Raw genomic sequence first — 24,929 nt, 5'->3', positions numbered from 1 at the left:
GTATTACCGGAACCGACTCGACGTTGAGGGAGGACAGCAATGGCTGAGGATTTACGCGTGCTGATTGTGGATGACGACTTCCACGTTGCAAGGCTCCACGCCGCCTACGTGGATTCGGTGGCCGGCTTCATGGCCTTGGCACCGGCGGGGTCGGTGTCCCAGGCTTTGCAGGCCATCCATAGCCTGCGCCCCGATCTGGTGCTGCTGGACGTATACCTCCCGGACGGCTCCGGCCTGGATCTGTTGGGCCAACTGGACGTGGATGCCATCATGCTCACGGCGGCCTCTGACGCCCAATCCATCAAGGTCGCTTTGCGTCGCGGCGCTTTGGGGTACATGCTCAAGCCCTTCACCGCTGAGTCCCTGTCCCAGCAGCTCCGTTCCTACGCCAGGTATCGGCGGATTTTGGGGCAGCAGACGGCCGTTGACCAGGGCACCATTGAACGGGCCAAACGCTCCCTGATCCCCGGAGACGTCACCCCTACGGCCAAACCCCGCTCCGCCACCGAAGCGGCCGTCCTGGAATCGTTGCTTCCCGGTGAGCAGTACTCAGCCGCCGAGGTCGCGGAACGCGTTGGCGTTTCCCGGGCCACAGCGCAACGCTACCTGTCCTCGCTGGCGGACGATGGCGCCGTCGAAATCCAGTTGCGCTACGGGACCACGGGCCGGCCGGAACACCGGTACGGCGTCCCGGCCTGACCCAAGTAAGTAGCATTTGTGCGCTACGCGGACTTTTGCGCTACCAGCTCGATCTCTACCAACATCTCCGGGTCGAGGAACGGCAGGACGTGCACCAAGGACAGCGTGGGACGGATCTCGCCGAACACTTCACCGTGGGCGCGGCCGGCGTCCTCCCACTTACTGATGTCCGTCAGGTACAGCTTGGACTGGACGACGTCCTGGTAGGAGAATCCGGCGTCTTCCAGGACAGCACCGAGCTTTTCAAGGATGTACTTGGTCTGCGAGTAGAAGTCCTCGCCCACAATGCCATCAGGTCCGGAGGCGGCCGTCGCCGAAATGAAAAGGGTGTTGTCCACCTGGACAGCCCGGGAGTATCCAAGGGTCTGTTCCCAGACCGAGCCCGTGCCGAATGTCTTGCGCATGCCGCGCCCTCCTGTCGCTTCGCGGTCCTTTGACCGGCGTTTACGAAGGAAACTTTATGACTGTGGAAGGTCCAGCCGGTAAACGAACAGTTTTATGTCGGTGCCGGGCACAAACCAGTCGCGGTGCGGTGCGCGGTCAAAGCCGGTACGTGCATAGAGGGCGTTGGCACTTTCCCAGGTGGCACCGGTGGTCAGGGACACTGCCTTGATACCGTCCATGGCTTTGGCTTGATCCACCACGGCCTGCACCAGGGCCCTGCCCGCACCGGAGCGTTGGACTGACGGATCCACTACCAGGGTTCGGAGTTCCAGTTCGTCCTCGAGGCCGATGTCGGAGAAACCGCCGCCGGCAGGTGCCGCGGTGACGGAGCCGATGATTTGGCCATTGCGCTCTGCCACCAGGATCTCTGCGTGCTCCGCGCGTCCAGCCACGTCCTGAAGCTTCTGCAGGTACGGGTGGTCGGCGTCACCGTAGTACCCCGCGGTGACGTAAGAATCCTGCGTAATGCGGGCAACGGCGTCGTAGTCTTCGGGCAGGGCGGGACGGACGGTAATCGGCGAAAGCACCTACCAATGGTAGTCGCGTGAGAGGCAGGAACAGCGCCGGAATGGCCTTTTCGTGATGGAGCTATCAGTCACGTTCGAAAAGTACGACGCCGGACGGCTGGCGCTACGCTGTTCGCTTCCGGCCGCGGGGGCCGTTTTTGTGTTGCCCCACGTGGCGCCTGATGGAGCCGCGTTTCGTGCCATGAAGCCCGGTTTCGCGCTGTTGCGGGGACATGTCGGACTGCTGGCGGAGGCCGTTGGACCCGTGCTTGAGTTGCCACACACCGGCCCGAAACCCGTCCTGACCACGAGGAGAACCATGACCCCGCCAGACCGCCAGCTGCACCTGAACGCGTTCCTGATGAGCACAGGGCACCACGAGGCATCGTGGCGCCTGCCCGAGAGCGACCCTTTTGCCTCCACCAAGGTGGAGCACTACCAGCACCTTGCCCGCACAGCGGAACGGGGAAAGCTGGACTCCATCTTCTTCGCAGATTCCCCGGTGCTGTTCGGGGAGGTAGGCCGGCGCCCGGCAGGGAAGTTGGAGCCCACAGTGCTGCTGACGGCACTGGCAGCAGCGACCCGGAAGATTGGCCTGATCGCTACCGCGTCCACCACCTACAACGATCCCTTCAATCTTGCCCGCCGCTATGCCTCCGTTGATTGGGTCAGCGGAGGCCGTGCGGGGTGGAACGTCGTGACGACGGCCGGCCCGGATGCCGCGCGGAACTTCGGTGTTGACGATCAGCCCGCACACGCAGTCCGATACGAACGAGCTGCCGAATTTATCGAAGTGGCCCGGAAGCTGTGGGACAGCTGGGAAGACGACGCCGTCCTGGCGGACAAGGCCGATGGCGTCTGGGGTGACGACACCAAGATCCGCACTATCGACCACGAAGGAAAGCACTTCCGCGTCCGTGGCCCCCTGAACGTGCCCCGTTCCCCGCAAGGCCACCCTTTGATGGTGCAGGCCGGGTCCTCGGAAAACGGTAAGAACCTGGCAGCACAGTACGCAGAAGCCGTCTTCACGGCCCACCAGACGCTGAACGATGCCCAGGCCTTCTATTCAGACCTCAAGGCCCGCACCGCAGCGGCCGGACGGGACCCCGAAGGCATCAAGATCCTGCCCGGAATCGTCCCAGTGATCGGCTCCACCGAGGCCGAAGCCCTCCAACTCGAGCGGGAACTGGACCAGCTCATCAAGCCCGAGTACGCCCGTGAACAATTGGCCAAGGCACTGCGTTTGTCCCCCGAGGACCTTCCCTTGGACCGCCAACTCCCCGCCGACCTGCCCTCAGAGGACGAGATTGAGGGAGCCAAGAGCCGCTACACGCTCATTGTGGAGCTGGCCAGGCGCGAACAGCTCACCGTCCGGCAGCTGATTGGACGCCTGGGTGGCGGACGCGGCCACCGGACGTTCTCCGGTACGCCCGAACAGGTGGCCGACGCTATCCAGGACTGGTTCTTTGCCGGTGCCGCTGATGGCTTCAACATCATGCCGCCCGTGCTGCCTTCCGGTTTGGAGGTCTTCGTGGACCAGGTGGTCCCCATCCTTCAGCGGCGTGGACTTTTCCGGACCGAGTACACGGCCTCCACGCTCCGTGGTCACTACGGGCTGGCACGCCCTGAGAACCGTTACGCCGGAAGCGCCCCGCAGGAGCTTACATCCATAGGCTCTGCCTTCTGAGCCGGATTTCAGCGCTTGGGCCAACTCCATAGCGGCCCCTCCAACGGGCCCAGACCCTTGATCCTGGTCTCGCCCATGTCCTTGTACAACTCATGTTCATGGGCGGCGCCGCTGCTCCGCAAAGCAGTCAACAAGGCTTCAGAGTGGGTCACCACGATCATCTGGCTGTTGGCACTGGCTTGGACGATCAGTCCGGCCAGTGCCGGCATCAGGTCAACGTGGAGGCTGGTCTCGGGTTCGTTCAAGACCATGAGCTCCGGCGGTCGCGGGGTCAGCAACGCAGCTGTCAGCAAAAGGAACCGCAGGGTCCCATCCGATAGCTCGGCAGCCTTCATGGGCCGCAGCATGCCCGGCTGCCGCAGCTCCACGCTGAACCGGCCGTCGTGGACGGCTATTTCCAATCGGCTTCCGGGAAAGGCATGCCCGACGGCGGCATCCAGCTGCCGCTCGAACCCCACCTCCCGCAGTGTCTGGAGCGCAGCAGCGAGATCCTTGCCGCTATGGTGCAGAACCGGAGTACGTGTGCCAAGTTGCGCCTGACGCGCCGGGGCTTCGGCATCTGTGCGGAAGTGATCGTAGAACCGCCAGGACCGCACTGAATCCCGAACCCTCAGCACTTCCGGCGCCCGATCCTGGTCCGAAACCTCGGTCAGCATGCTCTGGAAAGTATCCAGGCGCCGCGACAACTCGGCCCACTCCCCTTTCGGTCCCCGTAATCTGGCCAGGCTTCCCTTCCGGTCCACCAGCAAAGACCCCGGCCTGGCTACGGGGCCTGAGAAGATCTGCTCGCGTTTTATTTCCGGGTCACGGCTGAAGGCCGAGGGGCGGGTCCGGCCGGTTTCCGGATCAAACCCGGAACCGCTGCCCGCAGGCATCCCCAGATCCACCAGGTATCCGAAGTCGTCGCCGGAGTAACCCAGCTTCAAATTCACGGACTCACGCCGGACAGTGCCTTGGACAGGCACGTCGCCGCGGCGCATGGCATCACTGATGGACTCCGGACCGGCCCACAGCGTGGAGGCCAGGCCGCCGTCACGCGCAAGTGATCCCACCACATTTCCGGAATCTCCCCCGGCACACTCGGCCAGCAGACGCAGGGCGCGGTACAACGAGGATTTGCCGCTGCCGTTGGCCCCGGTCACGATGTCCAGCCCATGCAATTCCATGGCAAGATCCCGGATTGACCGGTAGTTGGCGATGGCGAGGCTTCTGATCACGGGTTGATGGCTACAAGGGGAACTTGCCGGACAGTTCCAGGGTCCCCGCGCACATCCAGGCCGCCAAACGATCCTCGGTGCTGGGCCCACCATTGAGGGGGCTTTCCAACCGTGGCCTGCGGACCCAGCATCCGGCTTCCTCCGCCACCAAGGCTCCTGCGGAAAAGTCGTGCTCGTTCAGTCCACGCTCGCCGTAGGCGTCAAACGTTCCATCCGCCACCAGGCAGAGGTCAAGGGCAGCGGAACCAAGGCGCCGGACGTCGGCGAATCCTTCCATGAGCTCGGCCAGGCCGGCAGATTGGCTGGCACGGGTCGCGGGATCGTAACTGAAACCCGTTGCCAGGATCAGGCCGGTCCGGCCGGGAACAGGACCTGCCAATCTGGTGGTCTCTCCCCCGACCTCAAGCCAGGCTCCTTGTCCCCGGGCGGCCGAATAGACGCGTCCCAAGGCAGGTGCGTGGACCACGCCGGCCAGCCATACGCCGTCGGAATCGGCCACCGCCACAGAGGTGGCGTAGTAGGCGATGTTACGGATGAAGTTGGTGGTCCCGTCCAGGGGGTCAATGGACCAGCGGTATCCGGAAGGCGTCTCAGGCCTGGTGGTGCCGTGTTCCTCGCCGGTGATGGTGTCATGGGGCCGCTCGGCAAGGATGGCTTCGCGGACAGCGTTCTCAGCCGCGACGTCAAAGGCAGTAACCCAGTCGCCGGCCTCGCCCTTGTTGCTGGTTTCGAGCCCATCGCCACCCGTGCCGCTGATGGACCGCTGCGCGAGCACAGCAGCACCGGCAGCAGCGGCACGTTGGGCTACAGCCAGGAGCCCGTTCACGTCAGTCATTCGGAATCCGCCCCGGCAGTACCTTCTTGGGTTGCTGCTTCAGGTGCCGATTCCGGTGCTGCTTCGGTCTCCGGCTCAGCGGCGGCGGGACCGTTGGCAAGGAGCTCGCGGAATCCGTCCTCGTCCAGCACAGGAACACCGAGCTGTTCCGCTTTATCCAGCTTGGTCCCTGCACTCTCACCGGCCACCAGGTAGCTGGTCTTCTTTGACACGGAACCGGACGCCTTCCCGCCACGGATGATGATGGCCTCCTTGGCTTCGTCGCGGCTGAAGTTGGGCAAAGTACCGGTCACCACGATGGTGAGGCCTTCGAGTGTCCGCGGCATGGAAGTGTCACGCTCGTCCTCCATCCGCACACCTGCCGCAGCCCAGCTGTCCACGATCTCGTTGTGCCAGTCCACGGCGAACCATTCCTTCAAGGCCACCGCAATGGTGGGACCCACGCCATCCACATGCGCCATCTGCTCTTCGGTGGCGTTACGGATGGCGTCCATGCTGCCGAATGCCGTAGCCAGTGCCCGCGAGGCGGTGGGGCCCACATGCCTGATGGAGAGCGCAACCAGGACACGCCAGAGCGGTTGCTTCTTGGCCTTCTCCAACTCCACGAACAATTTCTCCGTGGTAGCCGTTGGCTTGGACGGAGACTTGGCCGTTCCCTTGGTGTAGAAATACGGAACGAGCTCGTACTCTCCCGTGCCCACGCCCTTTGTACGCTTCTCCCTACGGATCAGGACATTTGCCAGGTCTTCGGGCTTCAGGCTGAACAGGCCCGCTTCGCTGGTCAGCGGAGGCGTTTCAGGCTCCGCCGGCTGGGTGAGGGCGATGGCTGCTTCCCACCCCAAAGCTTCAATATCGAACGCACCACGGCCCGCGAGGTGGAAGACCCGCTCACGCAGTTGCGACGGGCACGACTTCGCATTGGGGCAGCGGATGTCCACGTCGCTTTCCTTGGCAGGAGCCAGCGGGGTGCCGCAGGACGGGCACTCCGTGGGCATCACAAACTCCCGGACCGGAGGGTCCTGCTTCTCACGCAGGGCAAGTACCGGGCCCACGATCTCCGGGATGACATCCCCGGCCTTTCGGAGGATCACGATGTCACCGATCATGACGCCCTTGGCCTTGACCACGTCCTGGTTGTGCAGCGTAGCCATGCCGACGGTGGAGCCGGCCACCTTGACAGGTTCCATCAAACCGAAGGGAGTGACCCGCCCGGTGCGGCCAACGTTGACGGCAATATCCAGGAGCTTGGTGTGGACTTCCTCCGGTGGGTATTTATACGCCGCAGCCCATCGGGGAACCCGGGAGGTATAGCCGAGGGCGCGCTGGGTGGCGAAGTCATCGATCTTGACCACAATGCCGTCGATCTCATGCGCCAGGTCATGGCGGTGCTCGCCGTAATGCGCAATGAATTCAAGGACCTCGTCAAAAGAGTCCAGGACTTTGAGGTAGGGACTGGTGGGCAGGCCCCAAGCCTCCAGCAGCTTGTACGTTTCGGACTGGCTCTTGGCTTCCAGGCCTTCCCGGGCACCGATGCCGTGCACGTACATGCTCAGCGGCCGTTTGGCTGTTTCTGCAGGGTCCTTCTGGCGAAGCGAACCGGCGGCTGCGTTGCGGGGGTTGGCCAGCGGGGCTTTGCCTGCTGCCACGAGGGTCTCGTTGAACTCCGTGAAAGCCTTGGAGGGGATGAAAACTTCGCCTCGGATTTCGACTTCGGACGGATACCCGGAACCACTGAGTTCGCGCGGTATCTCCTTGATGGTCAGGACATTGTGGGTGATATCCTCGCCGGTCGTGCCATCTCCACGCGTGGCTGCGCGTACCAGTTTGCCGTCACGATACAGGAGGTTCACGGCGAGGCCGTCGATCTTCAACTCGGTCAGCCAAGCGATGGGTGGAACGGAGTCTCCGAGCTTCGCCACGGACGCTTCGGCCTTCCGCACCCAAGCCTCAAGCTCATCCAGGGAGAAAACGTCATCCAGACTGTACATGCGCTGCAGGTGTTCAACGGCAGCGAAGGCCGAGGAGACCTCACCGCCCACTTCCTGCGTGGGGGAATCATTGGAGACCAGTTCAGGATGAAGTGCCTCCAACTCCTCAAGGCGCCGGTAAAGCTCGTCAAACTCGGCGTCGGAAACCGTGGGTGAGTCTTCCTGGTAATAGGCATACCTGTATTTACGGACGAGGTCGGCCAGGTGCTCGTACTCGTCCCGCAAGGACTCCGAGGGCGGAGTGCCCTCTGTTTCAACACCGGCCGCAGCCGTGTCCTCACCTGTGGTTTCTACCGGATTCGCAGTTTCTGGTGTGCTCACACGTCTATCTTGCCGCACCGTGCGGACATTATGCGGTGGGCTAGTGCGAGGAGAGCCTGTTCTTGCTCCAGAGTGCGAAGGCAAGGCCGCCCAGGCCAACCAGCAGGACGCCGCCCAAGATACCGAAGAGACCCAGCATGTTGGGGCCGGAGAATGAGGTGCCGACCATCGCCGCCGCCTGCGTCTCCTTGCCCTTGTCCACAGGAGTGTTCCAGTTGGACGACTTTGAGGGGCTGGGGCTGGCGGAGGCAGGACTTGAAGAAGGCGAGGCCGACGGCGTTGCTGACGCTGTGGTCGGCTCGGCCGTGGGCGTGGGTTCGGATGATTCCGACGCCGGACTGGTCACCCGTGGTGCCACGGTGACGAACTGGGTGACCGCCGGCTGCGGTGCCTGTACGGGCGGCTGGGGTACGGCCGGCGCGGGTGCCGGCGCCTTCTGGGTTTCCCGGACCTTGGTTGGCTCCGGTTGCGGTGCGGGTTTCTTGTCCGTCTCCGGAGCCAGGCCCGGCTGGGTGGGTGCGGGCTCCGTTGGAGCCTGCACCGGCGCGCACGTGGCTTTACCTTCCCCGCATGGGGCAGCGTGGACAGCAGCAGCGGGGGCCAAAAGACCACCCACAGCAAGAAAGGCAGTCAGAAGAACGGCAGGGACAACGGAGTGTCGCATGGAATTAACCTCAGCCGGGGCGTTGGGGTGCCGCCGGTTTTCAAGGAGTTCGGGTGTTTTGTGAAATCCTCCTACATCCCCCGCGCTGCGGCAAATCCTAGCTTCGGTTCTCCGGCGGCATGGCGATCTGCAATTTGCGTACCTTGCCCCGTCCAACAATGTAGCCACGACCCGGAATGAAGTCCGTGCTGATCCGGCCCAGGGAGGTGTTGAGCAGGCTGTCGCCTTCCACATCACCGGGGTTGAGCAAGAGTCCACGGCGTCCGGACTTGAACGGCTGGGCCAGGGACCAGGCCTGGGACCAAGTGGAGGTTTCGGACTCCCCCACCACCCATTGGTCGGCTTTGATGGCCGCCGTGACCAGGCGCCCGACGCCCGACTCTGCCAGTGTGTCCGTGAACTCGGTGAGCCCCTCAATGAAAATGGCCATACTCCCCGGGTTGTCCGAGGCTTTGTCGATCAAGTCATCCACGACGTCCGACACTTCATCCGGGCCCACCAGCGAGCGGCTCCAGATGTTCAAGGAGGCAACAGCGGAACGGCGTGAACCGATGTAGATCAGGTCCGTCCTCGGGTTGGAGCGACGCAAAGCGTACGCCAAGGTAACCAGCGCAACCGTCCGTCCGGCACCCGGAGGGCCGGCCAGGAGAAGCGAACCCTTGGCGGCGATTGCCGCCGAACCCAGCGTTTCGTCGTCGACGCCTATCACGGGGTTGTCCGGGGCACCGGTGGGGAGGATATCCAGGTCCACCAGTTCCGGCAGTCGCTGGATCTGCGGTGCCTGCTCGAGTCCCTGGCGGAGCATGGCCTGGCTGAGCTTTGCCACTTCGCGCGCTTGCAGGGCCAGGTTGGAGTTGCCACCCAACACGGCGAGCTGGACTTCCAGCCCATCCAGGAGCCCTCGGCCGGGAGGCGAGGCGGCATTGAGGACGTCCTTGGGGACGTCCAGGGTCATGTAGTCGTCTTCGGAACTAAGGCGCAGGACCAACCGCTTCTGGATCGAAGCAAGGAGCGACGCCGGAACAGAGTTGGTGCGGTCACCGCTGACAACCAGGTGGATGCCCAAGGGACGTCCGTCGGTAGCCAGGGTCAGGAAGATATCCCAGAGCGCGGACAACTTGCTGTACTCGTAGCCTTCCCGGAAGGAGGACATGCCGTCAACCAGGATGAAGATGCGCTTCTCATCCGGCCGGTTGGCCAACTGCCGGTACTCGACAATGGTCGAGGCCCGGACCTCAGCAAACCGGGCTGCACGGTCATCGGCCACTTCTTTGAGCCAGCGCAGCAGGCGGCCCACGCGTTCTACGTCGTCGCCGTTGATGATTTCACCAACGTGCGGGAGTCCGTCCAGCATCTTCAAGCCCGAGGAACCGCAGTCGATGCCGTAAACGTGCACCGGACCACCGCGGGGTGTGACGGCAGCGGCGATGGCGATACTGCGCAACCCAGCCGACTTTCCGGATCCGCCCGTGCCGTAGACGGCCATGTTGCCGTCCTTGTCCGGTTCGTAGAACACCGTGGGCTGGTCCTGGTGGGCGGGATCGTCCGCTACACCCAGCAGCAGCCGCTCATCCGTCCGCGGATTGGGGAGCTTGGAGAAATCATAGGTAGTGGCGAGTTCGTTAAGCCACGGCTTCCGGGGAGGTTCGATGGACAGGACGTCGGCGGCACGGATGATGTTTCCGGTCATGCGGGCGATGTCGTTGGGTCCAGCCGGTTCTTCCTCTACCTGGGACACCAACGGTGGTTCCCACGTGGGTCCGGAACCGAAGGCCATCTCCACGATGTCGATCCTGGGACGCTGGGGTTTCTCGGTGGTCCAGCCACCGGCGTAGCCGGTCTGGAAACCCTGGATGCGGCCAGGACCAGTTTTTGCAGCGCCACGACCCGGGATCGAGGGATCAAAGTAAGCAGCAGTGGGAACACCGAGGATATCCACGGCATCCACTTCATCGGCCATGCGCAAAGCAACGCGGAGGTTGGTGTTGGCCCGCAGGTTGTCCTTGATGACGCCGGCGGGGCGCTGGGTGGCCAGGATCAGGTGCAAGCCCAGCGAACGGCCTCGGGCGGCGACGTCCACCACGCCGTCCACAAACTCGGGAACTTCCGTGGCCAAAGCCGCAAACTCGTCCACGATGATGATCAGGTAAGGCGGGGCCTCGGGATCGGCTTCGCGTTGCAGGGCCAGCAGGTCCTTGGCTTTCTTACGGTTCAGGAGCCGTTCCCGGTAGTGCAGCTCGGCGCGCAGGGACGTCAGCGCACGGCGAACCAGGTGCGGGGACAGGTCGGTCACCAGGCCCACAGTGTGGGGCAAGTGGAGGCAGTCCGCGAAAGCGGCACCGCCCTTGTAGTCCACGAACAGGAAGCTGACACGGTCCGGGCTGTACGCCGCGGCCATGCCCATCACCCACGACTGGAGGAATTCGGACTTGCCGGCACCGGTGGTTCCACCGACCAGTGCGTGGGGGCCCTCGTTCTTCAAATCCAGGTAGAACGGCTCCACGCCCTTGGAGCCAACCAAAGCACGGAGGCTGCCGTTGTCCTTGCGGTTGGGCACTGCCGTTGCGTGGACTGAGTTGTTTTCCTGCCAGCGCTCGGCCACGGCCTGCGGGTTGTCCATCAACTCCTTGCCGATCAGCGTGGCGTAGGAAACGGCACGCGGGAGGTCGGAGTCGTCGTCGAGCGGGTTTCCAACATCCACCAGCGGCGACATCATGCGCGCCAGTTGGGTGGCGAGATCGGCGTCGAGGCTTTCGCAGCTCACAGGGTATGTGTGGCGGCCCAGGCGCACCTGTCCGGTGGTGGTGCCGTGATCGCCGTCGACGGAAAGGAAATCACGGCACGCCGCGGGAAGCGACTGTACGTTGGCCGCCACCCACATGATGTGCACGCCGTAATCCGGGCCTCGTTCCACCAGCCGGGTCAGCCGTCCCCGGTCCACGGGAGCATCGTCTTCAACGATCACCAGGACCGCCGGAACCACGGGCGCGGGGATTTCTTCGTGTTCGTCCTTAAGACCTGGTCGGGGCTGGGGGCCCGGTTCCTTGGCCATGGACTCGCGTTCCTCCACGAGGCTTTCCAATCTGGACAACAAGGCAGCACCGGCACCGGGGCCGGCGGCGAGGTGGTCGCCGGAGAGGGGGCTGTGGCCTGAACCCACATGCGGGAGCCATTGCAGCCAGTCCCAGCGTTCGCGCGAACGCGCCGAGGTCAGCGAGGTCAGCACCACTTCCGCCGGCGAGTGGAGGCCCACCAGTTGGAGCACCATCCCGCGGGCAACATCGTCCACCACGCTGCGGTCCCCCGCAACGCCGAACGAGCCGGAGGTGCGCAGTTGGGAAACGATCGGCACGCCCTCAATCACGCGGACCTGCTGCAGGCACTCTTGGATTTCCCGCATGTATTGCGGTTCTGTCTCGTTGGCACCGGGCTCGTCGAACGGGATGCGCGACGGCGCGGAACCCAGACCGAACCGGACGCCCAGGAAGTGCTGGTGCTCGGGACGGTTGGTCCACAGCAGGGGGCCAAGCTTGTAGATCGCGTCCACAGTATCGCTGACCGACGGCGCTTCCTGGAGCCTGACGGCGCGCTCAATGTTCTGCTGCCGGTCAATGTCCTCGCGGAACGCCAGCATGGCGGCTTTGAACTGCTTGTGGCCTTCCTTGGCCTGGCGCTTGCTCTGCATCTTGTGGTCCACATAGTGCCCCACGATGAACAGCGGCATCATGGCCATGAAGAGCACCGATAGCAGGTTCTGGGTGACGGCAAAGAGCACGCCGCCCATCAGCAGCGGAGCCACCAGCATGATGTACGGGAACGGCTGGTGCTCGGGGCGCTTAGGACCGGCCGGCGGCACGCGCTTGGGAGACTCGAACCTCGGAAGCACCCGCGGTGAGCGGTTGAAGTCCACCAAAGGCGACGACGGTCCGCCGCCATGGTTGCGCGACAACGCCACCACCCCTACCGTGGTGTCCCCCAGGGTGACCGTGTCCGAGGATTGCAAGGTTGCCCGGGTGACGGGCAGCCCATCCATCAGCAGGCCGTTGGCGGAGTTGGTGTCCACGATCTCCACCGTTTCGCCCACTGTGACGCGGGCATGGCGCTTGGAGGTCAGGGGGTCGGTGAGCCGGATGTCGGCGTCCCGGTCCCGGCCGATGTAGCTGGTGCCGAAAGGCAGCGAAAATTCGCGTCCGACGTCGGGCCCTGACATGACGCGCAACGTCGCAGCTGCCGGTCCCCTGTTAGTGCCGTTTCCGTGGCCGTTCGAGGCGAACTGTTCGCTGACCTGGGCGAGCGAAACCTTGGAACCGGGGCGAAGTCCGGACTCCAGCAAGTTGTCGGTGGGCCGCAGGATGTGCCCGGACAGGCCGCCGCCAACAAACGCTTCGTCCACACTGATGGACAGGTTCGACGGCGGTTCGGTCCCCTTGCGTGCGGGGTCGGCGGCCCAGAGTTCCGTAGCAATGTCAGCAACGGTGGCGCGGCCATCCACCGTTACGGCGAGGTCCTTTGCTTCTGCAGGATCGCGCCGCAAGGTCAGGCGAAACTTCATCCTTCGTCGACTCCAGTCATTTTCTCAAGGAGGTGCAAATCGGCCGGGGTCACCAAATGCGAGGTCACAGCGTGTTCCACCAGGCGGGCCCGGCGGTTGGTGGCAAGTTTCCCTGCACCACCGCGCAAGCCCACTACGCCCACGCGGTCCAGTTTGTCGCACACGTTGTCCAGCTTGCGGTTGAAGCGTGTCAGAGCCCAACCCAGCCGCTTGGCGGCTTCTGCTGAGGAAGGGATGGCACTGAAACCGGTGCCTTCGCGCCGCAGCATGGGCTCAGCCAAGGCCACGATCAAGGCCTTCTGCGAGTCGGTAAAGACCACGGGCCCAATGGTGGTGTCCCCGGCCTGGTCCTCTTCGCGGGCCTCATGCCGGAATGACGGCGTCTTCAAGTGGACGGCGAACTCATAGGTGGTGGGCCCGGCTGTGAAGATCACATTGGTGTGGCTGAAGACCAGCGGGATCCTTGCTCCGGGTGCGAGCCAGGCCTGCATCCCACCGGAACCATCGGCGATGGTGGCAGACAACATACTGCCCACGTTGCTGAGCCACCACATGCCGTCGTAACGGGCGATCTGCAGGAAGCGTCGGTGCAGGTACGGGTTGTCGTCGACCTCCAGGTCACCTTCGCGACCAATGTCAAAGACGTCTTCGTCGGATGGTTCGTACCATTCCCCACAGAAATCTATTGCTAGATCCCCCATGATCTGTGCCTCCTCAGTCGGCGGTAAGTAAGTTTCATCTGCCGGCTACCCGTCCAGGCAAGCGATGGAGCCCGGCCCCTCAGGCGACGCGCTGCCGTCCGATCGGACAATAATGACCTGCACGCAAATGGGCGGTTCACCGAATCCGGAGACGAATGCCTTCTCTGTCCGTGTGGTCTCGTAGGCGCCGTCGGCTTTGGCCGATTTGGTGCGCCACTTGTAGGTATCGCCCTCTTTGGGCTGCGGGTTCTTCCACGAGAAAACAATGATGTTCGGATCCTTGGTATCCCGCGCCGCGGCCAGTGCTTCGACGTCAGGGACGCTGCCACTATCCAAGGGGTCGGCCGGAGCTTTGCTGGCCGTTTCCGTCGGAGCGACTTTCGGTGGTGCCGAGGAGCCCAGGACCATGCCAACCACGACGGCGACCACCAGCACTGCTGCGCCGGTGGCGGCAAGCCACAGATTGCGCTTGCTGTGGTCCGCTGCCGGGACGTCATCTTCACCCGCCGCCGGTACCCCTGCAGAGGCATTCGAGCGGTCGACCGTGGCATCGTCCACCGTGCCCGGTGAGGACTGCCAACCGCGAAGGACTGTGGACTCAGCAACGTCCGGTTCCTCCGCTGGGCTGTTGTCCCGGACCGGCGCATGGAACCGGGGCGGGGTTTGCTGAGTGGTGCCGGCTTGCGTTGGTTGGGCGGGAGTTGGTTGGGCTTGCGTTGGCTGGGCGGGCCTGAGCTGGTTCGGCTGCACTGTCTGCGGCGGACCGGCCAACTGCCCAGGAGGCTGGGTGGCCCCTGGAACGGTGGAGGGAAAGGTCCGCGCCGGGAACGTGGGCGCGGAACCCGTGGTGGCCGTTCCGGACGCGTCCGGATCGATGGACGCAATGCTCCGGACCCGGGTTTCCTCGAAGTTGTCATCCGGATGTTGCTCGTCGCCGTGACCGGGTTCCTCAAGAACCTCAAAGGGCGTCACTGACAAATTCAGTTCTGTCTGGATCCGTTGGAGCGCCAAGGCAAAAGCATGGGCCGAGGAGTACCGGGACCCCGGCGATTTCGCCATGGACGTGGCCAGCACCAGCTCCAGGGACTCCGGAACATCCGCCCGCCCAAGCCTGGGAAGGGGCGAGTTGGTGATGCGCGAAATGAGCTCGCGCTGCGAATTGTCCTGCCCGGGCAGAACAAAGGGCGAACGGCCGGCCAGGAGCGTGTACAGGGTGGCGCCAAGGGCCCAGATGTCCACGGGAACCCCGTCCACGGCGCCGCCACGGAACTGCTCCGGCGGCGACCACGGAATGGACATCCCGGCGTCATCCTCGGTGTCGGCGCCGATGGTACCGGAGATACCAAAGTCCGTCAGGGCAGGCCGGTTGTAGTCGGTGACCAGGATATTTGCAGGCTTAATGTCACGGTGCACAATGCCGGCCCGGTGGGCGGTTTCGACGGCGGAAGCCACCTGGATGCCGACGGCCAGGACCTCGTCCACGCTGAAGCGCTGCCGGCGGTACCGGACATCGAGGCTCGGCCTGGAGCAATATTCCATGGCGAGGTAGGAATGGCCGTTCTCCGTGATCTCCGCTTCGAAGATCGTCACGATGTACGGGTGCGAGGATAGCTGGGCCATCAGGTTGGCCTCGGACTCGAAGCGACGCCGTGCGCCCTCGGTTTTCAGGTCCGAAAGCAGCACCTTAACGGCTACTTTGCGGCGGGGCCTGTCTTGTTCGTACAGGTACACATCCGAGAATCCGCCCGAGCCGAGCAGGCTGACGTACTGGAATCCGGGAATGGGTGGAGGCGGCGCGGGGGGCCTCTTGGAACTCAAAGAATCTCCTCGAAACGCAATGAAATGTCGTCACCCAACTCGGCGATGTCGCCGTCCAACAGGATGGCCATCTCGTTTTGGGCAAGCCGGCGGGGTGCCTGGCCTTCCCTGATCAACACTGTTCCGTTGGTTGCCTTCAGGTCGCACAACATGACGTGCCAACCTTCCAACCTGACCTCGACGTGGGAGCGGGAGATGTCCCCACCGGGACTCTCCACCTGCACCAGCTTGGGCATGGTGCCGCCCTGGACACGGGAAACGGAAGGTTGCCGTCCAATGATCAGCGACTGGTCAAGATCAATCAGCTCACCTGTGGAAAGGCGCATCCGGCCAAGACATGGACGCGGGACCTGCTGCGCATCGCCGGACAATGCGGTGCCACAAACGGAACACTGCGGGTACGTAGGCGGATTTGCGTGCCCTTGCGGGCACACCCTTGCAAGGACGCTGGGCCCGTTGGCAACCGCGGCGTTCGGAACATCAGGCCCGGGACTGGCTGCATCCGCAGGGTCAGCAACCAGGCTGCTCTTCATGATGGTTTGGCCGTCATGGTCTGAATCCTCGTCGACGACGCCGGCAGGCGGCCAGCCGCCCGGAAGCTGCGGGGCAGGGTCCGTACCTGGCTGTGAAGGGCCAGCTCCCGTGGATGGGGCCGTACCTGTAGCTGGCATGGCAGGCATGCTCGAAAGCCCAGGCGGGGCACTGGCTGCCTCCGGCGTGGCGGGGCTGCTGCGGAGCCAGGGCACGGAATCGATCAGCCCGGACCCTTGCGGGGCTGCCGCGGGTTGCTCAACGGATTCCCGGGCTGCCGGCTCCGGAGCAGGGAGTTGCTCAACAGGGGTTTCCGGAGTGTAGGCCTGGGGAGCATCCGGCGTTTTGGATGCAGGGGCGTCGTGGTCGTCGGAGTCTTCTTCCGCCCGGACAGCGGCGTCTTCAATGTTCCGCATCACCGTTTTGTCCCACAAGTGATCGTAGTTGGTGGTGTTTTCCAACGTGGGCAACAACGGATCGGTGGTGCTGGTGTGGACAGGGGCCCCCGACTCTTCCCGGGCGTCCTCCACCGCTGGATCGTGGACGGATGGCTCCGCAGCCGCCGCTTTCCCGGTTTCGTCGTCCTTTTCCTGGCCTTGCAGGTGATCGGGATGCGGGAGCGCTCCCGGTTGCGAAGACTCAACTACCGCAGGGATTTCCCCCGCCGAGGCTGATGACATGGAAGCCAGTGCCCCACCGGCAACCGCTCCGGCGTCCGGAGACCCGTAGGCTTCCGGAGATTCGTCGGTTTCGGCAGACTCGTCGGTTTCGGCAGACTCGTCGGTTTCGGCAGACTCGCCGGCCGCCGACTGGCCACCTGAGGCCCGGTTGTCGGAGGGCTGGCCGTTGGAGAGCTGGCCGGCGGAGAGTTGGCCCGGTGCGATGGTCAGCCCAAGGTCAGCCTCTGTGTAACCGATCATGGTCTCATCGGAAACCCGGTCCTGAACCGCGGGCTGCTCTTCCCTGTCCTTTGCCGGTTCCTTCGGTTCCGCCAGCGGGACGGCGGCAGCATGGATGGCAGGACCTGCCTCGCGGGCTGGTGCGCCGGCGGCTTCCAGGACTGACAACAGCACCACACCCTCCGCCAGGGGAAGGCTGTTCAACGGCATGTCCGAGGCTGAGCCGCCACCGATCCGGAGACTGTAGGAGGTTACGCCGGCAAGCCGGCGCTCCGTCCAGGTGGTCACATCACGGCCGGTGAGCTCCTCGGCGCCCGATTCGGACTGGACCAGCAATTCGAGATCACCACGGAGGAAAACACGGAGCGCATCCTTGGAATCGATGATCCCGAACGGAGGGATGCGGCTCAGTGAAACGCCAAAGGCATCCGTCACTTCGTGAAGGACCTCATGGGCCTCGGGAGCTGAGTCCAGCAACTCCCAAACGGTATCGATCAGCGCATGCGGGGTGTCCGGGCCAAGGAGCACCACGGTTCCGTTCCGCACCACGCCAAACCAGTCACCCTGCTGGTAGCGGGTCAGCGAAAGGTTACTGCTTGCCATCGGCGCCTTCCTCCTGGTCAGCCGGGGATGGCTCATCCGTGCCATTAACCCAGGCCCGGGGAAGAGTGTCCTCTTCAACCTCGGATGCAACCTCGGGGCGGGGCGCTGTGGTGGCGATGCCGGCGTCGTTCAAGACGTTCTTGGCGTCCACCACGATCACGGTGACGTTGTCCCGGCCGCCGCTTCGCAGGGCAGCCTGGATCAGCGCATCCACGGCATCCTGGGGATGGGCTACGGTGCTGAGGATGCGGAACATGTGGTCATCGCCCAGTTCACCGTTGAGGCCGTCGGAGCAGATCATGATCCGGTCGCCTTCCTGGATGGGAAGCAACCAGAAATCGGCCTCGGTCTCATCACCGGTGCCCAAGGCACGGGTCACTACGTGGCGGCGGGGATGAATGGTTGCCTGCTCGGCAGTGATGTCTCCGGAATCAACCAGTTCCTGGACCTCGGAGTGGTCCACGCTGACCTGGGTGAACTCCCCTTGGCTGAGGCGGTAGGTCCGGGAATCGCCGATGTTCATCACCAGCCAGTAGGGCAGGCCCATCTGTTCCACCACCACCACGCCGGACAATGTGGTTCCTGCGCGTGCTCCCGTGGCATTGCGGATTCCAGCGTCGGCCCTCAACAGGCAGGCCTGCAAATCCGCAGCAGAGGCGGTACGCACACCGGCAGCAAGTTCGGGGGCACTGCCCAAGGCCCGTACGCACATGCCGCTGGCGATTTCGCCGGCCTCATGCCCACCCATGCCGTCGGCCACAGCAAAAACGGGGTCGGCAGCGATGAACGAGTCCTCGTTCAGTTCACGCCGGAGTCCGCGATCCGTCCCGTACCCGTAGCTCAGGCCGAAGGACGGCCCCCCGGGGGCTCCGGTTTCGGCGTTGGCAGGGGTGGCCGGCTGTGAATTCATGCTTGTCCTAGGTGGAAGGAACGGTCGCCAAAGTGGACGGTGGAACCGGGACGGACCAATACTGGCTGGCCCGGATGGAGTCGTGTCTGGAGGCCATCGGGCGTGGTAACGGCGCTGCCGTTGGTCGAGTTTCGGTCCGTGACCCAGACACCATCACCATCGACCCGAAGATGCAGATGGGTTTTGGAGATGGACCTGCCGGGATCGACCACGGGCAACAGTTGCTCTACAGCTTCACCCGGCTGTGCGGCAGGATTGCGTCCCAAAAGGCACGAACCGCCCAGCTGCACGTCCTGTCCGTCATCTACCTGGATCCGCAGGACCGCTTGTGCCCGTGCGGTGCCCGGGCGCATCTGGGTGCGCTCGACGTCGTCGTCGGGATGGCTTCCAAAGCCGGGAACCGGCGCGGACGGTTGTTGTTCGGCCTGGGGTTGCGGCGTCACCTGAGGGTGGATGACGTGGGGCTGCTGCGTGGCCGGTGCCTGTTGTTGTGCTGCCGCAGGTGGCCGTGGAGCCGACGGCGGACGCCACTGGTTGGGGTCATGTGAGGGTTGCTGGGCTGCCGGCACCACAGGGCCCGCCTGCGCGTGAGTTCCCTGTGCAGGCGAAGCATGAATCGTCGTGGACTGCCCGGCACCGGAGGGTACCGGGGAAGCAACCGGCTGCACCGGAGGCAGATCCATCGGCGCAAAACTATAGGGGCCCTGGATACCTCCGGTAGCCACGGGGTTGCGCCCTGCATGGACGTCGAACACCAAAGACTTTGCGGCCTTGTCCTGCCAGCCGCGCAGCTTGCCGTTCTTGTCCCAGGCATTGGAAACCACCACGAGGATAGCCCAGACGACACCGAGGAACATCAACGGAAGCCCGATCCACAGGACCAGGGAAATCAGGCCAAGGGCGGAAAGGACCACCGAGGTGATCCCGCCAAGGAGCAGGACGCCGCCGGTGATGATGCCGCGGACAAACACGGCACCGGCCCCGGGAGCGTAGCCCTCGGCGTCGGCGCTTCGGATACCCATGAGTTGGTTGCCCACAGTGTTGCCGGATTTGGCCTCGAGTGCCAGCAGCACGAAGACATAGACCGCTGTCACGCCCAGGCCGATGCTGCCGAGGAGAACCAGCAGGCCCGTGTCATAGACAATGAAGCCGTTCCTGCGGGTTTGCGTAATGCCGGCGATGCCAATGGCGAAGGTGGTAGCCAGGACAGCGATGGGGCCCAGCCAGTCCAGTACAGCAGCGCCAAGCCTCTTCCCGGCAGATGCGGGCACCAGCTCGAGCTTGGTGGTCATGGTGGTCCCTCCCCCTGGCCCAGTGATACGGTCCGGCGCGATGGTGGCTCCCGAAGGCACCGGGTGCGTCGGCGACGCCGGCGCCGACACTACCGAGATACTACCGGGATCGGGCAGGCCCTGCCGGGTTGCGAACTCCAAAGCCGCCTTTTGGGCGTGGTTGATGTTCCCTTCCTTGCGGGCTCCGCGGTTGCTCAGGGGGGAACCGCACTGGGTGCAGAACGCAGCCCCGGGACGGACTGCATGCTTGCAGGCCGGGCAGAGTTCGGCCTCATTACTCATTGGTGGTGTCCTTCTTGAACGGCCAGGTGAATCGACGACGAGACGCCGGATCAGTGGTTCCCAACTCCCGGCGCCTCAAGGCAGCCCGGCCATCGGACAACAGGGACCGCGGCGAGAACCGGGCCTGCTGCCGCTTCCAGAAACCTACGCTTCCGGTGATGTCGGTCAAGGACGAATCCACGATCTCCCAATAATGCTTGACCTCCTCCTCGCTCGGCTGGCCGGCACCAAAGACCGCAGCGTCGGCGCGGTGGGCCAGCATCGTGGTGGTGCCGCCCGCGTTCGGGAACGCCTCCGCGATGACCGTGGCCGACTCGCGGCGCGTGGACTTGGTATCGATCGAGGCGCCCATATCGGTGGCAAGGCTGATCACCTCGTTCCATCCACCGCCTACCCGCTGGGCGGGGTGGCCGTCACGGAAACGGGCCTTCCGGCGTCGTGCTTTCAACAGGAGGATGAGCAGCAGTGGCAGGGCGAGGATCCCCAACGGAATCAGCGCCACACCGATGGCGGCCAACAGCGGACCCCAGAACAGCCAGGGGTTGTTCTTCTTCTCGTCAGCGTCCAGGGCATCCGGGGTGGAGTCCGGCGGAAGGTCTGCCGGTTCCTGCGGCGGGGGCGGAGGCTGCAACACCTGTGGCTTGGGCTTGGACTTGTTCTCCGGATCCGGCGGGATGGGCACGTTGTCCTTGGGCGGAGTGGGATCGAAGGCAACCCAGCCCACACGGTCAAAAGCCACCTCAACCCAGGCGTGGACGTCCTTGCCGGTGATCTTGACGTCCCCGGCACCGTTTTCGGGGCTCTTGGGATCGGGATAAAAGCCCATCACCACGCGCGAGGGGATGCCCAGATGCCGGAGCATGAGGGACATGGACACGGCGTACTGTTCATCGTCGCCCAGCATCTGCTTGGCAGAGAGCATGTTGCGGACCCGCGCGGCGCTATGCCCGGGGAGGCTCGGAAGCTGTCCCTCCGTCACCAGGCCGTTGCTGAACGCACCGCTCTTCTGGAAATGTGCTTCGATCTGCCGTACGCGGTCAATGGCCGTGGGCGCATCTGCAGACAATTCGTTGGCCTGCGATGCAACGATCGGCGGCACTTCCTGTGCCTCCGGCAGCGTGAGCTTGGCGAAGTCGTACTGTGTCAGCTGACCGTGCTCCAAGGTGCCGGGGTCCGCAACCTGGACCGTGTAGTTCTCGCCCTTGGCCAGGCCTTTAGTGGTCACCGCGGTGTCCGTGCCGGCATTGAAGTACAGGCCCGACGCCGCACCGGACGTGTCAGCAAAACTCATGCCCGTGGTGTGCCGGCCGCCAGGGACGAAGTAGCCCTGGTAGTCCTCAATGGTGATGTCCAACGTGTAGTTGGTCCCTTTTACCGGGCTCCCGGTATCGGCCAGCGTATTGAGCGAGCGGGCATCTCCCACCTTGCTGAAGTTGCCGGAGCTGTTGGGATCCATGGTGTAGTTCAAACCGTTGAAGGCATCGAGCGCGGCCAAGCGCACGCGGGCGTCCTTGGGCAAGCCCTTGACGGTGAACAGCGTGCTGTCCTTCTCGTCCTTGACGAAGTTCCGGAAGCTGGCCAAGGGAGTGATGTAGTCACGCGGATCGAACGGCGGGACGATCGTGTTCCGCAGCACCTTCCGGTCATCGCTGGCCGTCACAATCGGCGAGGCGATGGCGGTGACACCGACGGCAACCGCAATCACGGCTGCAGCAGTCCCCAGCCTGCGGAGCTGGCCGCGGCGCGCGGCACCGGCGTCGGAATCCGGCCTGTTGGCCGAGACAGTCTTGGTGCTCCTTTGCCGAAGGACATCGCGCCGGAACGTGGCCCATACGATCGAAACGATGGTCAGGGAAACACCGCGTTCCACATTGAGGAAACCGGCACTGGTGCTGAAGGCAATACCCGTGACGAACAACACCAAAACGGGCAGCAAGGGCCAGTACGGGCTCTTCAGGCGCCACGTCAGCAGACCAGCGGCCAAGGCGGTCACCAGCGAGCTGAGGAACGGCACAATGAGCATGCCATTGGCTGTACCCACAGGAACACCTACCGTGAGCATGTCCTTCCAGGAAAACACCACGCCCAACAGCAGGGTCCGCAACGAATCAAGGCTCGGCAGGACACCGAAGACTGCTGAATCAGGGACAGCAAGCGCGGAGCCGAACAGCATGTAGGCGCCAAAGGTCACGGCGACGGTGATCAACAGCCCCAAACGGAGATGGGCGTTCAGGACAGCGATGCCCAGTCCAAGCAGCACACCGCCCAGGCCGGCGATCAGATAATGCGGATCCCCTCCGAAACTCAGGCTGAAGCCGAGGACTCCAAGGAAAAGCAGCACCACCAAGGCGCCGCAGTCCACCGCGAAGTGCCACAAGGGGCGGCCATCGGCAAAAATCGACCCGCCGGCGGCGCTGTTGGCACGGCCTGCGGACCTGGCTCCCTTGGCGGCGCGGGGACGCACGCGAAGGTTCGGCACGGTGCTCATGCTGCCGCCTTTCGAAGAACAATGGCGAGGTCGTCCAGGTCGCCGACGGTGAGGACGGTCAGGTCCGCGATGTTGGCCCTCGACGGCGCCGTACCGGGTTGGACGCGTACGGCCAGGCTGCGGACTCCTGGGGGCACGGATGCGGCGCAGGTGCGGAGCTGGGTCGCGCTGACATGGCTGCCCACGACGAAGAACACCACAGAAGCGTTCGGAACGGCGTCTGAGAGGTTCCGTGCGAGGTCGACGGCGGTCTTCCGCATGGGTGCCCCGACAATGCGGGTGGCGTCGTCCAGCAGGTTGCGGCCGGTTTCGCAGCGGAGCGGTCCTCTTTGGGTCAGGACGTCGAGATCGCGCTGTTCGCTGATGGCCTGGCGTCCGATGGATGCCGCCACTGAGATGGCCATTTCAAACTCAGGCTCGGAATCGTATTCGTCAGTATTGATGGACAGGGCGATGGCGAGGTGTGCGCGGCGGGTTTCTTCGAACTGGCGGACCATGAGTTTGTTGGTACGCGCCGTGGTCTTCCAGTGGATATGCCGCCGGTCATCTCCGGGGACATAATCCCGCAAGGCATGGAAAGAAACGTCGGCGCTGGAGAGCTCCGTGGTGGGCATGCCTTCAAGGTCGCGGATGAAGCCGGCGGCAGAGCTGCCCAGCGACACCGTGCGGGGGTGGACGAAAAGGTCCACAGGTTCGGTCCACATGACGCGACGGCGGAGAAGGTGCAGGGGGTCCGCGCGTACCGAACGGACCGGGCCCACCACGATCACGGCACGCCGGGCCGTAGGAATGGTGAAGAGGTCCTCATGCACCTGCGCCGGCTTCATGCGGGGCAGATGGAACACAGCAGTATTGGCACCAACGGGAAGCTCCAATGCGGCCGGCAGCAACGGCCTGGTGGAGACGTTGGAAACCGCAATACTGCCCACAGCGTCATCGCCTACGGCCACGCGCGTGCGGGCAAGGTCCAGGACCACGCCGTAGGCCGAGCGGCCCACAATGAAGGCAATGGCCAGGACGAACAACAGGAACGCGACCATCGCCGCGGCCTTCGCTTCCTGCCAGCCCCACGCCTGTCCGGCCCACCAGAGTCCGATTGCTGCAGCCAGGACCACCCAGCCCAGCAGGCTCACCACGGACAGGACCGGCCACACGAACTTCAACCAGGCAGCGCGGACCTTGGTCCACACCGGCGAGAGGAATTCGCCGGCAGTTCCAGCGGCTTCGGCCCACACGGCCGCCGGGTGCAGGGAGCTGGGTTTGCCCGGTTTCCCGGTACGGCCAGGACGCTTGCCCGGCTCGTTCCGGGGGGTGCGGGCGCCGCGAATCTTGCCGCTCACAGCGGCCGTAGCGCGCTTGAACGAGTCAGCAGCCCTGGTCAGGGGTGTGCTGGAGGACATGTGGAGGCCTTTGTTTGAGCTGGGGTGCAGGGTGGGGGTGCTGTGCGCCGTGTTGGTTTGACCCGACGCCGGTGCCGCGGGCTAGGCCGTGGCGCGTTGCTGCGGGGCCGCGACGTCTGCCAGGACCCGGGTGAGGACTACCTCAGGCGTTGCACCGGAGAACTCAGCCTCGGGATCCATCACCAGACGGTGGGTCCACACCACGGGGGCCAGTTCCTTGATGTCATCCGGCAGCACGAAGTTACGGCCCTGCCCGGCAGCCCAGACCTTGGCGGCCCGGACCATGGCAAGTGCACCACGAACGGAAACACCAGGGCGGGTCTCGGATGCGTTGCGGGTCTCCTCGCACAACCGCGAGATGTACTCAAGCACGGCAGTGTCCACGTGGGTGGTGGCTGCGAGATCGGCCATGTCGGCCACAGCCTGGGTGGTGATGAGCGCCGTCAGTTCCTTGGACCGGTCCTTCAAGTTGGCCCCGCCCAACAAGCGCACTGTGGAGGCGTGGTCCGGGTACCCGATGGAGGTCTTGATCAGGAAGCGGTCCAACTGTGCTTCGGGCAGGCGGTACGTACCTGCTTGCTCGATCGGGTTCTGGGTTGCCAGCACCATGAACGGGCGGCCTGCCTCATAGGTGGTTCCATCCACGGTCACCCGGGATTCTTCCATGACTTCCAGCAGCGCGGACTGTGTCTTCGGCGATGCACGGTTGATTTCATCGGCCAGGACGATGTTGTTGAACACCGGACCCTTGTGGAACTCGAACTTCTGGGTCTTCTGGTCATAGATGGTCACACCGGTGACGTCGGAGGGCAGGAGGTCGGGCGTGAACTGGATACGGTTGTGCGAACCCTGCACCGTTGCTGCCAAGGCGCGGGCCAGCGACGTCTTGCCCGTTCCCGGCGCGTCTTCAAACAGGACGTGGCCCTCGGCCAGCATCGCCGTGAAGGTCAGCCGGATGACGTGCTCCTTGCCGAGCACCGCCTTGCCCACGTTGGCCACGAGCTTCTCGAACGTTTCTGCAAACCAGGCGGCTTGCTCGTTTGTCATGGTCATCGGTTGATCCTGTTCCTTATGTATCGGTGGAGGTTTGAC

At 64.2% G+C, this 24,929-nt stretch carries 17 protein-coding genes; 2 read left to right on the top strand and 15 right to left on the bottom strand.

The features are described 5' to 3' along the window. The first annotated feature begins 39 nt into the window (after positions 1 to 39). Positions 40 to 699: a response regulator gene (locus HP499_RS00505; protein ID WP_172322024.1), complete on the top strand. Its 660-nt coding sequence runs from the start codon at positions 40 to 42 to the stop codon at positions 697 to 699. A 23-nt stretch (positions 700 to 722) separates the two neighbouring features. Here the strand turns inward: HP499_RS00505 and HP499_RS00500 are convergent, their stop codons facing one another. Both HP499_RS00500 and HP499_RS00495 read right to left on the bottom strand, forming a co-directional pair. Further along, positions 723 to 1,103 carry a RidA family protein gene (locus HP499_RS00500; RefSeq protein WP_172322023.1) on the bottom strand — a complete coding sequence of 127 codons (381 nt, stop codon included), beginning with the start codon at positions 1,101 to 1,103 and terminating at the stop codon, positions 723 to 725. A gap of 54 nt (positions 1,104 to 1,157) precedes the next feature. Continuing rightward, positions 1,158 to 1,670, bottom strand: coding sequence for a GNAT family N-acetyltransferase (locus tag HP499_RS00495; protein WP_172322022.1), 513 nt, complete (start codon positions 1,668 to 1,670; stop codon positions 1,158 to 1,160). A gap of 298 nt (positions 1,671 to 1,968) precedes the next feature. On the opposite strand from HP499_RS00495, the gene HP499_RS00490 reads away from it, so the two are divergent. Then, positions 1,969 to 3,336, top strand: a complete 1,368-nt coding sequence (locus HP499_RS00490; RefSeq protein WP_172322021.1) for an LLM class flavin-dependent oxidoreductase — start codon at positions 1,969 to 1,971, stop codon at positions 3,334 to 3,336. Positions 3,337 to 3,344: 8 nt separating this feature from the next. On the opposite strand, the gene HP499_RS00485 is transcribed toward HP499_RS00490, so the two are convergent. The 13 genes from HP499_RS00485 to HP499_RS00425 all read right to left on the bottom strand — a co-directional run bounded on the left by HP499_RS00485 (position 3,345) and on the right by HP499_RS00425 (position 24,890). Further along, positions 3,345 to 4,553 (bottom strand): AAA family ATPase, encoded by a 1,209-nt coding sequence (locus HP499_RS00485; RefSeq protein WP_172322020.1) that lies wholly within the window; start codon positions 4,551 to 4,553, stop codon positions 3,345 to 3,347. Between the two features lie 10 nt (positions 4,554 to 4,563). Beyond that, on the bottom strand, positions 4,564 to 5,388 hold the full coding sequence (locus HP499_RS00480; RefSeq protein WP_172322019.1) for an inositol monophosphatase family protein: 825 nt from the start codon (positions 5,386 to 5,388) through the stop codon (positions 4,564 to 4,566). Then, positions 5,385 to 7,697 carry an NAD-dependent DNA ligase LigA gene (ligA, locus tag HP499_RS00475; RefSeq protein ID WP_172322018.1) on the bottom strand — a complete coding sequence of 771 codons (2,313 nt, stop codon included), beginning with the start codon at positions 7,695 to 7,697 and terminating at the stop codon, positions 5,385 to 5,387. Before ligA ends, HP499_RS00480 begins: the two co-directional genes overlap by 4 nt. Before the next feature lie 40 nt (positions 7,698 to 7,737). Then, a complete protein-coding gene (locus HP499_RS00470; RefSeq protein ID WP_172322017.1) occupies positions 7,738 to 8,361 on the bottom strand; it encodes a hypothetical protein in 624 nt (207 codons plus the stop codon). Between the two features lie 97 nt (positions 8,362 to 8,458). Then, positions 8,459 to 12,913, bottom strand: coding sequence for an FtsK/SpoIIIE domain-containing protein (locus HP499_RS00465; RefSeq protein ID WP_172322016.1), 4,455 nt, complete (start codon positions 12,911 to 12,913; stop codon positions 8,459 to 8,461). Next, entirely contained in the window at positions 12,910 to 13,614 is a 705-nt protein-coding gene (locus HP499_RS00460; RefSeq protein ID WP_026541428.1) for a hypothetical protein, read from the bottom strand. The genes HP499_RS00465 and HP499_RS00460 overlap by 4 nt, the downstream gene beginning before the upstream one ends. Positions 13,615 to 13,659: 45 nt before the next feature. Further along, positions 13,660 to 15,432, bottom strand: coding sequence for a serine/threonine-protein kinase (locus tag HP499_RS00455; protein ID WP_172322015.1), 1,773 nt, complete (start codon positions 15,430 to 15,432; stop codon positions 13,660 to 13,662). Then, positions 15,429 to 17,465, bottom strand: coding sequence for a hypothetical protein (locus HP499_RS00450; RefSeq protein WP_172322014.1), 2,037 nt, complete (start codon positions 17,463 to 17,465; stop codon positions 15,429 to 15,431). Before HP499_RS00450 ends, HP499_RS00455 begins: the two co-directional genes overlap by 4 nt. Beyond that, on the bottom strand, positions 17,452 to 18,375 hold the full coding sequence (locus tag HP499_RS00445) for a PP2C family serine/threonine-protein phosphatase (protein WP_172322013.1): 924 nt from the start codon (positions 18,373 to 18,375) through the stop codon (positions 17,452 to 17,454). The genes HP499_RS00450 and HP499_RS00445 overlap by 14 nt, the downstream gene beginning before the upstream one ends. Further along, on the bottom strand, positions 18,372 to 19,949 hold the full coding sequence (locus tag HP499_RS00440) for an RDD family protein (RefSeq protein ID WP_172322012.1): 1,578 nt from the start codon (positions 19,947 to 19,949) through the stop codon (positions 18,372 to 18,374). Before HP499_RS00440 ends, HP499_RS00445 begins: the two co-directional genes overlap by 4 nt. Next, positions 19,942 to 22,437: a transglutaminase domain-containing protein gene (locus HP499_RS00435; RefSeq protein ID WP_172322011.1), complete on the bottom strand. Its 2,496-nt coding sequence runs from the start codon at positions 22,435 to 22,437 to the stop codon at positions 19,942 to 19,944. The genes HP499_RS00440 and HP499_RS00435 overlap by 8 nt, the downstream gene beginning before the upstream one ends. Beyond that, positions 22,434 to 23,837 carry a DUF58 domain-containing protein gene (locus HP499_RS00430; RefSeq protein ID WP_172322010.1) on the bottom strand — a complete coding sequence of 468 codons (1,404 nt, stop codon included), beginning with the start codon at positions 23,835 to 23,837 and terminating at the stop codon, positions 22,434 to 22,436. Before HP499_RS00430 ends, HP499_RS00435 begins: the two co-directional genes overlap by 4 nt. An 81-nt stretch (positions 23,838 to 23,918) precedes the next feature. Beyond that, positions 23,919 to 24,890, bottom strand: a complete 972-nt coding sequence (locus HP499_RS00425) for a MoxR family ATPase (RefSeq protein ID WP_172322009.1) — start codon at positions 24,888 to 24,890, stop codon at positions 23,919 to 23,921. Positions 24,891 to 24,929: the final 39 nt, after the last annotated feature.

The sequence above is a fragment of the Paenarthrobacter sp. CM16 genome, assembly GCF_013179505.1.
Lineage (GTDB): Bacteria > Actinomycetota > Actinomycetes > Actinomycetales > Micrococcaceae > Arthrobacter.
The sequence above is the reverse complement of the archived record's forward strand: the minus strand, read 5'-3'. Positions and strand labels throughout refer to the sequence as shown.